Genomic DNA, 14,051 nt, shown 5'->3' on the forward strand with positions numbered 1-14,051 from the left:
GATACGCTTCCAGGTGCCGTCCCGCTGCCAGCGGCGGAACAGGTCGTACACCCGACCCCAGGGCCCGAACCGCTCCGGCACATCCCGCCACGGCGCCCCGGTCCGCGTCCGCCACCGTATGCCATCGATCAGCTGCCGCCTGGTCCATATCGGCGGCCGGCCCGGCTTCTTGCCCACCGGCAACAGCGGTTCCAGCCGGCCCCACTGCGCATCCGTCAGATCTCCACGTGCCACAAAGCAAGATCATCCCACCTCAAGATCCACTTTCGACACACGCCCTAAACCTCCGAGGCCTGAGTGTCGTCAGGATCAGCATCGACTTTCGGCTGACCCTCGTCCTGGACGCAGGGTGGGAAGTCGTGCAGGAAGCACCAGCTCGGCTCTCGACAGGGTCATTCCACACCAGTCCTGGCCTGCCTCTGACGCCGGAGTCCCAGGACGTGGCTGCGGCTCTTCCACTGTTCGGGGCGAAGGTCCTGTCCGCGGTTGTGTTCAAGTCCGGCGTCCTGCGGATGGTGTTCGACAACGGCATGCATCTGACGTGTTCGGCCGACGCATCGTTCGAAGCCTGGCAGGTCACAGCACCACGAGGATGGCGTTTCATCTCGTTGCCCGGCGGAGACCTTGCCGTTTGGTCCCGCTCTGGAACAAGTGAGAATCCGCAAGCTCAAGCTGCGAAGCACTGAGAATCTGCCACCTACGTTGCGACGGGACACCTGGACTTGGGTCTCAACCCGTATCCCTGTTCGGTGGTGCCAGATCCTGCTGAAAAGTGCCATCTCTCGCTGACAATCTCATCCGTGCGCAATCCGCAGACCGGGCTGTGGCCACGCGTACAGGCGGGCGGTCACTTTGGTGGTGCCTTCCAGGTCGACCGCCACCTGGTAGACGACTCGGCCGTCTGCCCAGTCCTGCCGCGCCAAGGCTTCGGCGTACCTCCAACGTCCGTGTGACCACACCCCCAGCGCCGGGCGCTGCCCCGTCGGCCACGTCGTCAGCCGCGGCCGCGCACCGTCCTCCGGGCGCCAAGGCCGCTGTTCGACCGGTTCGGGGATCTCATCGCTCGCACCCACGACCGTACGCCTCGACGAACGGGTCAGCCCCGGCGCGGGGTCAGGACTCGGCGGCCCCCGGGGGCAGGGCCGCTGGCAGTGGTCGGGTGGAAGATTTTGATCAGGTCCATGACTTTGTCCTTGACGTTGCACCTGCCGCTTCTGCTGCGCCCGGCGACCGCGCGCTGCGCGGGTCCGGATTCGGCGGGTACGCGTGCGGGCGGTTGGTTGCGGTGCGTGTCATCGGCCGCGGTGGGGGGCGGATGTGCAGGCGGGCTCGAGGAGCTGGTCCGATAGCGGGCCGGAAATGGCGGCGCCGGGCGGCCTCTTGGTGAGGCAGGATCGGGTGATCGTTCGCTATCTCCGGGGGCATGATGAGACGTTCCATAACAATGGCCGCCGCGCTGCTGCTGCTCACGGCGGTCGGCTGCGACCGGCAGACCGATGCGAAGGCGCCCGGTCCCTCTGCCACCGCCGGCCGGGCGGGCGCGGCCCGCTCTCTGACCGCCGAAGAGGCGCGGCGCGTGGTCACCGACGTCAACGAGCGCACGGACACCGACAGTCAGGACGCGGCGTTCTGGCGGGAGGTTGCGGAAGGTCCGTGGCTGGAGCAGCGGCTGGCCACCGTGGAGACCGCCAAGAAGTACGGCACCAAGGCCCCGCCGGACCCGACCAATTCACCGAAGACATCACCGAAGGTCCACGCCTGGAGCGCTGCAGGACCGGAAGGTAGGGGCCGCTGGATCCTCGGCGCCTACGAGATCGCCGGCAGGACGGTCGGCGAGGAGAAGAAATCGGCGCGGCTGCAGTGGTCCTTCTACCATCAGCAGGGCGGTGCCTGGCGCAGAACTTTCCTGGTGGAGGCACCCTCGAGGAGCGCTCTGCCCGAGCTCGCCACCGGCAGTGACGGCCAGGCCGCGACCGGGGGCGACGTCTCGGAACTGGTGATGCCGCCCTCCACCGCCTGCGCCCGCTACGGGGACTACGTCACCGGCAAGGACGGCGCAGCAGCCGACGGAACGCTGTGGAGCAAGGAGATCGACACCGGGCGCGGCTCGTTCGCGACGGTGGAGCAGGACCTGCGTGAAAGCACCAACAACCCGGCGTCGATCCGCGTCAGCGTCGAGCCCCGCCGGGCACCGCACGGGCCCGTCTGGCGGACCGCCGACGGCGGGGCCCTCGTGGCGTGCGTCGCTGTCTCCTCCGTCGCCGTCGACACGGGTCCCGGGCGGTACAGCCAGTTCACCAGCAGCGGCTGGAAGGGCACCACCGGCATCCGCTGGGCCGCCTACACCCAGAGCCAGCTGTCCCTGACCGTGCTGAAAATCCCGGCAGGATCCGGAGAGGTATCCGACGCCGCCGGCGCCAGCTGGCCGTACCACTTCAACGGCACCCGGTACACAGGCAGCTGAGCACGCCGGCGACCGGCTGGCACCACACCCCGCGCGGCATCGCCGTGCACGCCACGGCCTGCGCCGTTAGCCCAAGCGAGCGTCGGGCCGCGAAAATCCCCGGCCGGACGCTTCCCGCAGCTCGACAGGACGGCGGGGCTTGGCGTCCCGCGCTCCGATCGCACGTCGCGCGGGGCCGCTCCCTACCGCGGCGCAGCACCACGGTCAGGTGCCGGATCCGGTCCTCGTCGGTGGAGCCGTTCGGCGCGGTGTAGCCGATCCGGGCCCAGGCGTCGATGACGATGCCACCGGTGGTCGCCGCCCTCTCTCCCAGTCAGGGCAAGATCCTCGCCCACCTGGGCGCCGGTCACGATGGGCAAGCGTCAGCACCCAGTTCATCGCGCTCCCCTTGTCCGCCTGGAACCGGGCAGCCGTCCGCCAGATCTGGATCATGACTTCCTGCATGAACTCCTCCGACTGGGCCAGATCGCGGACAACGCTGCGGACGACGCCGAACACCGGACCGCTGACCGCGTCGTAGACCTCCCCGAAGGCTTCCTGATCGCCGCGGGCGACCTGGAGAAGCAGAGTGTCGAGTGACGGGCCGTGCGCTGCGGCTGGCTGGGCCCGGGCAGCTCGGGGGACAGGCATGAAGCTCCTCAACGATGGTGGGCGAAAGAGCCCTCATGCGGTATTCGCCGCCCGAGGCGAAGAAGCTTGGTGCTCTGGGCAGTCTTCTGAAAGTGTTCGGGAGGTCGTCGGGCGCACGGCGAGATACAGAAGCCGACCACACCCCGAAGGCCACCAGCGCGGAAGAGGCCGCCTTCCTCGCACTCGGCCCCGGGGCCGCGTCCTGGCTGGTCGAAGCCAGTGCGGCCGGGGCCCGTCGGCTCAAGGCGAAGACGGCCGAAGCCGTCGCCCCGTCCAAGCTCTACTCGCCCGGCGGGAAGTCGACCGGGCTCTGGGCACCGCCGCGCCGGACGGTGCGCGGACAAGGGGTGCCGTTAACGAACGGCCGGTCTCGTCGTTTGGAGGCGCGGGCTTCTCCGGGCGGGCTTGCGTCGGCCGTTGCCCGGAAATTCGGTACCCCGGGGGACAGCAGAATGACTAATGACTATGGTCTGGCCGATGGCTGAACGTCGTCGCCGAGGTCACCGTAGACGTCGTCACCGGTGAGAGCATCGCCGAGGTCGGCTCGGGCGGCTGCAGCATGATCGACGATCCCGGGGACACGAAGCTCGAGACCGGATGTCTGGCCTGCACAGGGAATGACCGATTTCCTGCATTTCATATGGGTAGACACCTTTTAGGTAAGTGGGAAGTAGTCGCCTGAGGTGCGGTGCACCAGCACAGCTCCGTCGGTGAGGCACGTCTTTTCTCAGAGGTATGCGGCTGTCCCGTGTCGGCCACCAAAGGGGGCATCGCCCAGCCATTTGCGCACCCGCACCCGTCAGGAGGGGCACGCAATGGATCCATGGCTGCTCTGGTTGATCGCCGCAGCGACGTTGGCTGTGGCGGAGATCTTCACTCTCACTGCTGCGCTGGGAATGCTGGCTGGGGCCGCATTGGTCACGGCCGGATTCGCCGCAGTCGGGCTTCCGCTGCTCCTCCAATTCCTGGTGTTCACCATCGTCGCTGTGGTCAGCGTGCTGTTCGTCCGCCCCGTCGTGCGGCGCCACATGCTCCAGCCCCAGGTGGAGCGATTCGGCGTGGACGCACTGGTCGGCAGGACCGCCTACGTCGTCTCAGAGGTGACGGGCCTGGGCGGCAGGGTCCGCATCGGCGGCGAGGTATGGACGGCGCGCGCCTATGACGAGACGCTCTTGATTCCTCCCGGAGCAACGGTCGATGTCATAGAGATCAGCGGCGCCACCGCACTCGTCCATCCCCGGGAGTGAACCATGGAAGCCTCGGCGTTCCTCATTGCCGGACTGATCGTCGCGCTCTTGGCAGTCTTCACCGTGTTGCGGGCGGTACGCATCGTGCCCCAGGCACGTGCGCGCAACGTCGAACGACTCGGCCGCTACCACCGCACACTGAAACCCGGCCTCAACGTCGTCATCCCGTACATCGACCGCGTCTATCCGGTGATCGACCTGCGGGAACAGGTCGTCTCCTTCAAACCGCAACCGGTCATCACCGAGGACAACCTGGTCGTCGAGATCGACACCGTCCTGTACTTCCAGGTCACCGATCCACGAGCGGCCGCCTATGAAATCGCGAACTATCTTCAGGCGGTCGAGCAGCTCACGGTCACCACCTTGCGCAACGTCGTCGGATCGATGGACCTGGAAAAAGTTCTTACCTCACGAGACACCATCAACAGCCAGCTCCGTGGCGTGCTCGACGAGGCCACAGGCAAGTGGGGGCTGAGAGTCAACCGGGTGGAGATCAAGGCCATCGACCCCCCGCAGTCCATCAAAGACGCGATGGAGAAGCAGATGCGGGCCGAGAGGGACAAGCGGGCCGCGATTCTCGGGGCCGAAGGACAACGCCAATCGCAAATTCTCACCGCCGAAGGTGACAAGCAGTCTGCCGTCCTTCGTGCGGAGGGCAACCGTACCGCTGAGATCCTCAAGGCCGAGGGCCAGTCCCGGGCCATCGACGAGGTGTTCCAGGCCGTGCACCGCAACGACCCTGACCCCAAGCTGCTCGCCTACCAGTACCTCCAGGCGCTGCCGCAACTCGCGCAGGGTTCGGGCAGCACATTCTGGGTGATCCCCAGCGAGGTCACCTCCGCACTCCAGGGTGTGTCCCGCGCCTTCAGCGAGGCGCTGCCTCAGTCGCCGGCCACCCGCGAGAGATCCTCGGACGACAGCGCGGTCCAGAAGGCCGCCGACGACGCAGCGCAGGCCGCGGAAGCCGCCGCCGAGGCCCTCGCCGACGCAGCAAAGGCCGATGGCGCCACCTCCGGCACCTTCCCGGCTGACCCCCTCACCGGCGATGGATGAAACCGGCACTTCCCGACCGCCCTCTGGACAGCTGCGACCCATTCACCGAGCCGAGCAGGCCGCCGGGACTCGCCTGCCGGTGCACCGCTCCTCGGGGTTCCTCGCCAAGCGGTGGGTGGGGGCGGTGGTACGAAGCCAGGGCTGAGACACGATGACAGCGTTAAGGTCTGGAAGGGACCGTTGCCTGCTGGCTGGGACTCAGTGGCTGGGAATGAATCGAGGCGGTCGTTCTCGGGCGCCGCCTTCTGGACGTTCTATTCGCCGCCTGATCGCGGCAGACGTCTGGCTCCGGTGTAGCCCCTGTGGCCTTGAGGTGGTCGCGGGACCGTGGCGCAGTAGAGAGGTCCGGTGTGGCTGTGGCGGTGTCCAGTGAGGAGGTTTTCGGTGCTCCTTGCTGGGTCAGTCTGCTGACCCGGGATCTTCGGGCGGCGCAGGGTTTCTACGGTGCCGTCCTTGGCTGGGATTTCCGGCCTGACAGGCGCGGTGAGGGCTTCTGTGTGGCTCTTCGGGACGGTGCGCCGGTGGCCGGGCTTGGGGTTCTCGCTCGCCAGGCTGCGTCGGTCGTGTGGAGCCCGTACTTCGCGGTGGTTGACGCGAATGCGGCTGCCGAACGGATTCGTGAGCGCAGCGCCACCGTCGCGGTAGGCTCGCTCTCCTTCGGCAGCGGCCGGGCCGCGCTGGCCGCGGACCGTGACGGCGCGGCTTTCGGGATCTGGGAGGGCAAGGTTCAGCCGGGGTGGAGGATCGGCGCCCGCCGGGCTCCTGCCTGGCTGGAGCTGCGGACCAGGGACGCCTTTGACGCTGCCATCTTCTATGGGCAGGTTCTTGAGTGGGCGAGCGAGCGTCCCGGGTCGTGTCAGGTGGCCTACGAGCATTCTCATGTCGTCCTGCGGCACGGTTACGACACCGTCGCGCGGATCAGTGGGGGCGCCATCGGGGCGGACCCCGACCCCCACGTCCGCCCGCGATGGCACGTCCACTTCCCAGTCGCCGACCTGGAGGCCGCCGTCGCGGAGGCCGAGCGCCGCTCGGGCAGGCTCGCCACACCCGTGACCAGCACACTCACCGAGAGACGGGTCACTCTGTGCGACCGCGACGGCGGTCTCTTCACCATCACCGCCCCGAATGAAAGGGCCGACGGGCCGCCTCCGGGCTGACGTCCCCTTGGGCGGGAAGATCAACCGAAGCAGGTTGGCCAGCAAAGGAGTGACAGGGGATACCTAGGCCGCCGCAGACTCGATGGGCTGGATTCGACGTCGTTGCCAGGCTGCCGCCCGGGTGGCCCCGAACTCGCGGCCGATTGGCCCGGCCGTTGCATGGCCTGAGCAGCCCGGGCTGGGCTTCGGCCGGGTGGCGGCTGACGGGTGGTACAGCTACTTGCCGCGGCCGGTGACGAAGTCGCCCGTCTGAAGCTCCTGGTTCGGTACCTGTGGCCGGGAGTCTGATCCGTCGGGGTGTGACACCGGCTGCCGCTTTCGCGTTCCTGCTGTCCGCGCCGGCCGTCAACCCGATCGTGCTGACCGCAACTGCCGTTGCCTTCCCGGGCAGTCCGGAGATGGTTGCCGCGCGGCTCATCGCCTCACTCGCCGTCTCCGCGGCAATGGGGTGGCTGTGGCTGAAGCTCGGGCGCTCGGAGTGGCTGCGGATGCCGGCCCGGCACACCGGGCACCAGGACGGGCACAGCCGGTGGGGAGGAGTTCCGGCTCGGCTTCCAGCACGACTTCCTGCACGCCGGCGGGTTCCTCGTACTGGGCGCCATGGCCGCGGCCACCTTCAATGTCACCGTGCCACGATCGGTGCTGGAGACTTTCTCCGGATCGCCCTGGATGTCGGTGCTGTTCCTCGCCGGGCTCGCAATCGTTCTCGCCGTCTGCTCGGAGGCCGACGCTTTCGTCGCCGCCTCGCTGACCGGCTTCTCGCCCACCGCCCGCCTGACGTTCATGGTGGTCGGCCCCATGGTCGACGTGAAACTCATCGCCCTGCAGGCAGGAACGTTCGGCCGGTCCTTCGCCGTCCGGTTCTCGACGGCCACCGCGGTGGTCGCCATCGTGTGCAGTCCCCTCGTCGGGTGGTGGCTGCTGTGAGACGTACCGTCCAGAACCTGCTGCTTCTGCTGACCGGAGCCGGGGTCCTGCGCGTGTCCCTGTTCAGCGACATCGGCCTGCGCTACGTCAAGGAAGGACTGCAGCCCTTCCTGGTCGCCTCCGGCATCGTCCTGTGCGCACTGGGGCTGATCGGTGCTCGGCGCGACGGGCTGCCCTTCCTCGGACGCCGCCAGGGGCAGGGGCTTCACAGTGACGCCGCTCTGTCGTCGGAGCATGGGCACGACCACACCCATGGGCCTCGCATCGCCTGGCTTCTGGTGCCGCCCGCGCTCGTACTGCTCCTCTTCGCACCACCGGCCCTGGGCTCCTACACCGCGACGCGCGACAATCCGAAGATCGTCGAGGAGTACGAGCGCTTCGAACCACTCCCCGCTCACGGCCCCGCCCCACTGTCGCTGACCGAGTTCATCGCTCGGGCGCAACAGGACGACAAACAGAGCCTCCAGGGCCGCACCGTACTCATTCAGGGCTTTGTCACGCCGGCCAAGGACGGGACCTGGGATCTGACCCGGCTCCTTGTGGCCTGCTGCGCGGCCGACTCCCAGTCGTTGACCGTCACGATGCACGGTGCGACAGCACCACCTGCCGACATCTGGGTGAGGGTGACCGGTCGCTGGCACCCGGGTGGTGTTCTGGGCACCACCTCGGCAGCCTGGCACTCGACGTCGCAACCGTCCGGAGAATCCCGGGGCCGCGCATCCCGCTGACGACGGCCGCCGCTTGCAGAGGGCGCTGGCGGGCGTGTGCAGCGGACAGCGCGCCATCCCGCTTCCCCATCCCCGGGCACGCCCGTGCATCCTGCTACCGGCAGGGGCTCCCGCTGGGGACGGAGGAGGGGGCGGGACGTTGGGATGCACCTGCGGGGGCACGCAGCGGCTCTGCTGTGCGGGAGGGGGTGGTGCTGCCGCGGTCCGGCTACGCATTTCGTCAGTGAGTGCGCGCAGCCGGGCGTCGTAACTGCTGTCAGCCTGTGGGCCGTTTGGTTCAGGCCGGGCTTGCCAGACTGCTTCAGCGGTACTCCACTGGCCGGGCGGGCCGGGTGCAAGCAGGGGGGTGAGGAAGGCGTCCGCCGCCGACGAGAACGGACGCGGGATACTCCTGCTCGACCAGCTCGCCAGACAGTGGGGCGCCACACCGCACACAACCGGGAAAACTGTCTGGTTCGACATCGAACTGCCCAACCGCAACCCCTGAGCGGCGAGAGGGACGCAACGAAGAAGATCGACGACGGCGAATTTTCGGCCCGCGATCACTACGAGGCACTCGTTATCGGGAGCGGATTCGGTGGCTCGGTCGCTGCCTGCGGAGCGGGCCCAGGCACGGGTGCACATGACGGTCACCGAACACGGCCGACACCGGCCCGCCCCCAGTCCCCACCCCCCGCTGACCCGTACTACGACCTGGCCGCACGCATGCTGGATGTCCCGCCCGTGCCGGAGAGCGGCAAGCTGTTGCCCAAGACGCAGTTCATGGTACGAGCAGCCGAGGAGCCGCATTCTCTGGGGCAGCGTGTGGCGGGCGAGGCACGTGGAGACCACGTTGTGCAGCTCAGCAACGGTGTGAGCGGCAGTATCGTGCGCGACACATGTGGCGCTCATGCTGTGCCGACTGGCTGACCTGCTCATGCAACTACAACTGTTCAGGAGCCAGACCAGGTGCCCTCGTCGTCGAGTGCCCGGTTCGCGGCTTGAGTGAACGCGCGGAAGGCAGTGTGGAATTCGGTTTCGATCGATGCATAGTCCGAGAAGTGGAGCGGCTGACGTGAGACGCCAGCGATCCTCAAGCGCATCTCCAACCAGATACGGACGCGGTCAGCGACGGCTTCAGCCGCCGTGGTGACGTCGTCAGGGCCTTCGATCGATACGACCGAGCGTGCACGCAGCAGCTTGGCATCTGCGCCAGTGGCCTCGTCCTGAATGAGCGCGAGTGCAGCTCGTGTCTCGCCCGTTTCTGCGATCTCGTGGGCTCGCTTGACGATCTCTATGAAGGTGTAGAAGCACTCGGCGAAGGCCACGTACGCGCTTCTGCGGGCGTCGCGACGAACCCGCACATGGTCGGCGAGTCCTTGTTGTCGGAACTGCGCCTGCTGCTGATGTATTTGAGCCAGCGCGCCGCGTAAGCTCAAACGCACTGTGATGAGGCCAGCAACAACGGCGCCCACCGCGCCGATGAGTGCGCCGATGGTTGCCGCGACCCCTTGATCCATGGGGGCAGTGTGAACCACAAGGTGCGCCCAGACCAGCGGCTTGGGCGTCTTTGCAGGATGATCGTCGCGGCGCCTGCCGGCGTCCTCGCCCCGGGCCTCCAACAGCAGGTCCCAGCTGCCAGCCAGCGAGCCCCGGAAACCTCCGCTCAAAACCACTGCCCGGACAGTGCTAAAGCCTGCTTCGTCACCAGCCTCGTAGACCGCTTCAGCGCCCCCGCGAAGGTGACGCTGAAGCCCTCCCTCGCCCAACCGGGCGTGATGGTGAAACGCTCCAGCCGCCCGGGGCGAGTCGTACGACACGGCTCTCTCCCTCACAGGCCCCGCCGCCACCGAGCCGCCGCTCTGGACAGGGCGGCTCTGCGGCCTGCTCACACAGATCTGCCCGCACCTGGAGCGAGTCCTCGGCCCGCGCGTCCAGCACCCGGCCGTGCTCACACTGCTGGAACGGTTCGGGTCCGCGGCCCAGATCCGCGAGGCCGGACGACGACGGCTCGTGTCCTTGCTGTGGCCGAAGGCCCCGCGCATGGCCGAGCGGCTGGTCGAAGAGATCTTCACCGCATTGGACGAGCAGACCGTCGTCGTTCCGGGCACGGACGCGGCCGCACTGATCGTCCCCAGTCTGGCCACCTCCCTGACCGCCGTCCTTGACAACGGAAACGGCTTGCCGAACGGATCGAGGAACTACTGGACGCCCACCCTCTTTCGAAAGTCCTGACCTCGATGCCGGGGATCGGCGTCAGGACCGGAGCCAGGATCCTCGTCGACGTCGACGTCGACGTCGACGAGGATCCTGGCTCCGGCTTCCCGTCTGCCGCCCACCTCGCCGCCTCAGCCGGTCTTGCCCTGGCGACCCGGAGTTCGGGCTCATCGATCCGCAGTGAGCAACCATCCCGGCAGGAACAAGCAGCTCAAACGGGCCTTCTTCCTTTCCGCGTTCGCGGTCCTGGCCGACCCGGTCTCCCGGGCCTATCCGTCAGGGCGGTGGCCCGGTCGGCGAACTCACCGTCGAACTCGCCGACCACGAAGCGGTCGCAGACGGTGATGCGGAGGCCGCCGAACTTCACGGCGAAGGACTCGACGCGATACTCGGCGTCGAGCGCGAGCAGATCGTGGTGGAGCCGTTCGAGACCCACCCCCACGGGTTGACGAAACCCATAGGGGCACCCCCGAAGGGCATCCGTGGACTCTCCACCCCGGTGCCCCGTCCCGGACAGGACGGGGCACCGGGGTGGCTCTGCCGTTAGCGGGCGCTCGTGGTGTCGATTTCGACGATGTGGTTGTACCGCTCCAGCAGCACGAAAAGCTTGGTCTTCTGCGTCGTCTCTCCGCTGCCGAAGGTCAAGGTGACGATGACCTCATGGCCGTTACCCACGGTGCCGTTGTCGGACACCGTCCACCGAGCCGGGACGTTTTGGGCACGCAGGATGCCGTCCGCCCCATTCTTCTTCTCCCAGGCCGCCAGCCGGTTGGCGAAGGCGGGCGTCAGGTAGTGCTTGCGGAGCGCCGTGCTCAGCGTGACGTCCGGGACCGCGTAATCGCCCTTCGCGTCGACGTACGCGCCGTAGAAGTCGGCGACCCGGGTCACCGCTTGGCCGGACGTGCCGCTGACCGACTTCTGTGCGGCGGTGGACACCTTTGCGGGGGCATGGACGGACGCCTGTGCCGACGCCTGTGTCGACACACCGAGTCCGACAGCCAGGACGAGGCCGGCGGCGACGGCCGCGCGGCGGCCCGGACGACGGTGTGCGGGGGACTTCTTCTTCATGTTGTTCATGTGCGTCTTCCTTTTCTGACCGTATGTGGTTGCTCTCGGCCGGTTCCGGACAGGACGGCCCGATCGCCCGATCGGACAGGAGTCGGCCCGGTGCCCGGTGTCTTCGGCCCAAGGCCGTCATGTGGGGGCGGGCGCCGCGGGGTGCCGAACGCCGCACCTTGGGTACGCCGACCGTTCGAGCAGATTCAGCAGGTAGAACTGCTGGAGATCCTTATTCCGGTGACGCTGTAAGCGTTCGCGAACACGGTTTCGGAATTCGGCCCCAGGCAGATCGAGGTCCCGTCCTGGAGCCGTAGATACGCCACGTCGTCGTTCCGGGTGTTCACGACGTGGTAGTGCGGCCGGGGCCTGACCGGCTGGTAGGAACTGGTGACATCGCGGTACGTCGTGATCGGCGTGCCCGCGTTATAGGCGTGCTCGTCCACGTAGAAGCACACATAGGGGTACGGGCAGCCGTGGGTGGGGGACTCCGCCTGGGCTACCGATGCGCCGGTCACGGACATGGCTGCGACGGCCACGCTCGCTCCCGCGAGGCCTGCCGCCTTTCGCATGACGGACTTCATCAAACCTCCAAGAATTGAGTAGATCGCCTGACACGGCAACCGGCATCGTGGGCGTGTGTGACGACGTATCAAGCGCGGTGGCCATGGAGGCAACCGTCAGTGCATGCGTCTCGGATGTCCCCAACGCCGGTTGGTCCCTATAGCCGTGATAGTCGTGGTCGGTGCGACACCACGAGCATCGGCGGTCACCGGAGTCCGGCGCAACGACTGCCGCCCCTTTGGCGACGGTGGAACCATCCCAGCCCATCTGACGTGCAGGGATATAAGTGCCTGGGATACGGGATCGTGGGCGTACGACGGAGGAACGGTGTCGATGCGGGACGATGTCGAGGAGTTCGCAGCGCTGCTGCGCCGGCTGAAGGACCGTACGGACCGGAGCTACGGCTCCCTGGCCCGCCGCCTCAACATGAACACCTCCACGCTGCACCGGTACTGCGCGGGCGAGGCGGTGCCGCAGGACTTCGCGCCCGTGGAGCGGCTCGCGGCCTTCTGTGAGGCGACACAGAAGGAGCGGCTCGAACTGCACCGGCTGTGGTTGTTGGCGGTGGAGGCTCGGCAGCGGGTGCCTACGGCCGGTTCGGCGGCGATGGCAGTTCCGGCACCGGACACGGACGGGGTACTTGTCGAGGAAGGCAGCTCCGTGGAGCAGCCCGGGGACGATCCCGACCCGGACGAGCCCGCCCCCTCTCCCGCTCCCCGCCCCTGGTACCGCCGCCGACGGGTCCTGACGTCCACCGCCGTCGCCTGCGCGCTGCTCGCCATTTTGAGCAGTACGTCCGCCCTGTCGGACGACCGCTCCTCGCCCAGCCCCCGGCAGCAGACTCCCGCCCCGTCCGCCACCGGGAGCGGTCCCACCTTGGCCGCGAAGCCGACCGCCGGCCTGCCCCTCGCCTGGAGTGTCGACTCCCTGGTCTGGGACAAGGGCTGCGACCACGACTACGTCATCGACAAGCTGCCCGCACAGGTGCCTCCGCCGCCGGTGGAGCAGAACGCCGGGGCGTGGGCGGCGACGCAGGGCGCGGTGCACGGACGGCAGGCAAGGGTGCAGATCTCGGTGCAGGGGCGGTCGTCCACGGCCGTGGTCCTGGAGGCGCTCCACGTCCGCATCGTCAGCCGCGGCAACCCGGCCGCCGGGAGCGCGTATGCCATGGGCCAGGGCTGCGGCGGCGACCTCACGCCCCGCCGCTTCACCGTGAACCTCGATGTCGACCGCCCCATCGCCCGCCCGAAGGACGGCGCCGACAGCGAACACACCATCCCGGCCGTGCACTTTCCGTACCGCGTCTCCGCCGAGGACCCGGAGGTGCTGCTGGTCGACACGACGACACAGACCTACGACGCCCGCTGGTACCTCGAACTCGACTGGTCCTCCCAGGGCCGCACCGGCACGATCCGCATCGACGACCACGGCCGCCCGTTCCACACCACCAGCATCAAGGGAATGCCGCACTACTGGTACGGCACGAACGACACAGGCGAGCGTGCCTGGGTCCCCTACGACAGCTAGGGCGGCTGGGACCGTTCTCGGGTTCTGCCGCGCTCGCTGTGGCGACGCTCCTACGATGCGTCGCCGGGCTGGTACACCGGGAGGTCGCGGGGAGGGTGCCGTGCCCCGGTGATTGGGCTCTTTGGGCCAGAGGGCAAAAGGGAAACCGCAGGTCGGCAGTCCCTGCCCTGGCCCGAACGCTTTAATCACCCGCCCCGCCCCGCCGGCCGTTCGCCGCCAAGCCCGCCCGGCGTGCCGCCACTGGATCCGCCGCGCATCTCCATGAGGTTCCCCCATTGTCCGGTAGGGGCTGGTCAGAAGGGGTTGATGGGTTTCAGGTTCACTAGTTCGGCCGTCGCCTGGTTGGTGTAGTGCTTCTCCTCGAACTCGATGGGGCTGAGGTAGCCGAGCGGCCGGGGCCCCCCCCCGCGCCGCCCCCGCCGCTAAACCCCCCGAATGGCCCCGCAGAAAACCCCCCCCCCGCCCAAAACCTATTGTTGGAGCCGCCGCACAAACACCCCCC

At 68.0% G+C, this 14,051-nt stretch carries 14 protein-coding genes and 5 pseudogenes; 11 read left to right on the forward strand and 8 right to left on the reverse strand.

All coding sequences use genetic code 11. The features are described 5' to 3' along the window. Positions 1 to 234 (reverse strand): transposase (locus ACFYWI_RS37515; protein WP_389240529.1); only part of this gene is annotated, 234 nt, incomplete at its 3' end. Here ACFYWI_RS37515 and ACFYWI_RS37520 point away from each other — a divergent pair. Next, positions 228 to 686 (forward strand): DUF6188 family protein, encoded by a 459-nt coding sequence (locus ACFYWI_RS37520; RefSeq protein WP_389240531.1) that lies wholly within the window; start codon positions 228 to 230, stop codon positions 684 to 686. The genes ACFYWI_RS37515 and ACFYWI_RS37520 overlap by 7 nt on opposite strands. 108 nt (positions 687 to 794) lie before the next feature. Here the strand turns inward: ACFYWI_RS37520 and ACFYWI_RS37525 are convergent, their stop codons facing one another. Next, positions 795 to 923 carry a hypothetical protein gene (locus tag ACFYWI_RS37525; protein WP_389240533.1) on the reverse strand — a complete coding sequence of 43 codons (129 nt, stop codon included), beginning with the start codon at positions 921 to 923 and terminating at the stop codon, positions 795 to 797. A gap of 521 nt (positions 924 to 1,444) precedes the next feature. Between ACFYWI_RS37525 and ACFYWI_RS37530 the strand changes: the two genes are divergently transcribed. Further along, entirely contained in the window at positions 1,445 to 2,464 is a 1,020-nt protein-coding gene (locus tag ACFYWI_RS37530; protein WP_389240535.1) for a hypothetical protein, read from the forward strand. Between the two features lie 193 nt (positions 2,465 to 2,657). Here ACFYWI_RS37530 and ACFYWI_RS37535 read toward each other — a convergent pair. Continuing rightward, positions 2,658 to 2,771 (reverse strand): annotated as a pseudogene (locus ACFYWI_RS37535) (XRE family transcriptional regulator); the annotation flags it as partial. Positions 2,772 to 2,815: 44 nt separating this feature from the next. Beyond that, positions 2,816 to 3,094 (reverse strand): annotated as a pseudogene (locus ACFYWI_RS37540) (sigma factor); the annotation flags it as partial. A 131-nt stretch (positions 3,095 to 3,225) separates the two neighbouring features. Here ACFYWI_RS37540 and ACFYWI_RS37545 point away from each other — a divergent pair. The 7 genes and pseudogenes from ACFYWI_RS37545 to ACFYWI_RS37575 all read left to right on the forward strand — a co-directional run. Further along, positions 3,226 to 3,428, forward strand: a pseudogene (locus ACFYWI_RS37545) (IS21 family transposase); the annotation flags it as partial. 481 nt (positions 3,429 to 3,909) lie between these two features. Further along, positions 3,910 to 4,341 carry an NfeD family protein gene (locus ACFYWI_RS37550; protein ID WP_389240537.1) on the forward strand — a complete coding sequence of 144 codons (432 nt, stop codon included), beginning with the start codon at positions 3,910 to 3,912 and terminating at the stop codon, positions 4,339 to 4,341. A 3-nt stretch (positions 4,342 to 4,344) separates the two neighbouring features. Next, on the forward strand, positions 4,345 to 5,394 hold the full coding sequence (locus ACFYWI_RS37555; protein ID WP_389240540.1) for an SPFH domain-containing protein: 1,050 nt from the start codon (positions 4,345 to 4,347) through the stop codon (positions 5,392 to 5,394). Between the two features lie 584 nt (positions 5,395 to 5,978). Then, positions 5,979 to 6,551: a VOC family protein gene (locus tag ACFYWI_RS37560; protein ID WP_389240542.1), complete on the forward strand. Its 573-nt coding sequence runs from the start codon at positions 5,979 to 5,981 to the stop codon at positions 6,549 to 6,551. A gap of 263 nt (positions 6,552 to 6,814) precedes the next feature. Next, positions 6,815 to 7,478 (forward strand): annotated as a pseudogene (locus ACFYWI_RS37565) (permease); the annotation flags it as partial. Next, positions 7,475 to 8,206, forward strand: coding sequence for a TIGR03943 family putative permease subunit (locus ACFYWI_RS37570; RefSeq protein WP_389240544.1), 732 nt, complete (start codon positions 7,475 to 7,477; stop codon positions 8,204 to 8,206). The pseudogene ACFYWI_RS37565 and the gene ACFYWI_RS37570, both read left to right, overlap by 4 nt. Positions 8,207 to 8,552: 346 nt before the next feature. Beyond that, complete coding sequence (locus ACFYWI_RS37575; RefSeq protein WP_389240546.1) at positions 8,553 to 8,693, forward strand: ATP-binding protein; 141 nt, start codon at positions 8,553 to 8,555, stop codon at positions 8,691 to 8,693. A gap of 445 nt (positions 8,694 to 9,138) precedes the next feature. Here ACFYWI_RS37575 and ACFYWI_RS37580 read toward each other — a convergent pair whose 3' ends face one another. Next, positions 9,139 to 9,705 carry a hypothetical protein gene (locus ACFYWI_RS37580; protein ID WP_389240548.1) on the reverse strand — a complete coding sequence of 189 codons (567 nt, stop codon included), beginning with the start codon at positions 9,703 to 9,705 and terminating at the stop codon, positions 9,139 to 9,141. A gap of 346 nt (positions 9,706 to 10,051) precedes the next feature. Here ACFYWI_RS37580 and ACFYWI_RS37585 point away from each other — a divergent pair. Next, positions 10,052 to 10,675: pseudogene (locus ACFYWI_RS37585) on the forward strand (transposase); the annotation flags it as partial. On the opposite strand, the gene ACFYWI_RS37590 reads toward ACFYWI_RS37585, so the two are convergent. The 3 genes from ACFYWI_RS37590 to ACFYWI_RS37600 form a co-directional block, all read right to left on the reverse strand. After that, complete coding sequence (locus ACFYWI_RS37590; protein ID WP_389240558.1) at positions 10,614 to 10,844, reverse strand: hypothetical protein; 231 nt, start codon at positions 10,842 to 10,844, stop codon at positions 10,614 to 10,616. The pseudogene ACFYWI_RS37585 and the gene ACFYWI_RS37590 overlap by 62 nt on opposite strands. A gap of 101 nt (positions 10,845 to 10,945) precedes the next feature. Beyond that, the gene (locus ACFYWI_RS37595) at positions 10,946 to 11,479 is read right to left on the reverse strand and encodes a hypothetical protein (protein WP_389240550.1); all 534 of its coding nucleotides are present in this window, start codon (positions 11,477 to 11,479) and stop codon (positions 10,946 to 10,948) included. A 185-nt stretch (positions 11,480 to 11,664) separates the two neighbouring features. Further along, positions 11,665 to 12,030 carry a hypothetical protein gene (locus tag ACFYWI_RS37600; protein ID WP_389240552.1) on the reverse strand — a complete coding sequence of 122 codons (366 nt, stop codon included), beginning with the start codon at positions 12,028 to 12,030 and terminating at the stop codon, positions 11,665 to 11,667. 325 nt (positions 12,031 to 12,355) lie between these two features. Here ACFYWI_RS37600 and ACFYWI_RS37605 point away from each other — a divergent pair, with 325 nt between their 5' ends. Beyond that, positions 12,356 to 13,549 (forward strand): helix-turn-helix domain-containing protein, encoded by a 1,194-nt coding sequence (locus tag ACFYWI_RS37605; RefSeq protein ID WP_389240554.1) that lies wholly within the window; start codon positions 12,356 to 12,358, stop codon positions 13,547 to 13,549. Positions 13,550 to 14,051: the final 502 nt, after the last annotated feature.

It is taken from the genome of Streptomyces sp. NPDC002889 (assembly GCF_042888425.1).
In the GTDB taxonomy this organism is placed as follows: Bacteria; Actinomycetota; Actinomycetes; order Streptomycetales; family Streptomycetaceae; genus Streptomyces.

Excerpts from the sequence above, each read along its gene's own strand:
- ACFYWI_RS37530 (WP_389240535.1), top strand. The coding sequence starts at position 1,445 with ATGGCCGCCGCGCTGCTGCTGCTCACGGCGGTCGGCTGCGACCGGCAG.
- ACFYWI_RS37550 (WP_389240537.1), top strand. The coding sequence starts at position 3,910 with ATGGATCCATGGCTGCTCTGGTTGATCGCCGCAGCGACGTTGGCTGTG.
- ACFYWI_RS37555 (WP_389240540.1), top strand. The coding sequence starts at position 4,345 with ATGGAAGCCTCGGCGTTCCTCATTGCCGGACTGATCGTCGCGCTCTTG.
- ACFYWI_RS37580 (WP_389240548.1), bottom strand. The coding sequence starts at position 9,705 with ATGGATCAAGGGGTCGCGGCAACCATCGGCGCACTCATCGGCGCGGTG.
- ACFYWI_RS37595 (WP_389240550.1), bottom strand. The coding sequence starts at position 11,479 with ATGAACAACATGAAGAAGAAGTCCCCCGCACACCGTCGTCCGGGCCGC.
- ACFYWI_RS37600 (WP_389240552.1), bottom strand. The coding sequence starts at position 12,030 with ATGCGAAAGGCGGCAGGCCTCGCGGGAGCGAGCGTGGCCGTCGCAGCC.
- ACFYWI_RS37605 (WP_389240554.1), top strand. The coding sequence starts at position 12,356 with ATGCGGGACGATGTCGAGGAGTTCGCAGCGCTGCTGCGCCGGCTGAAG.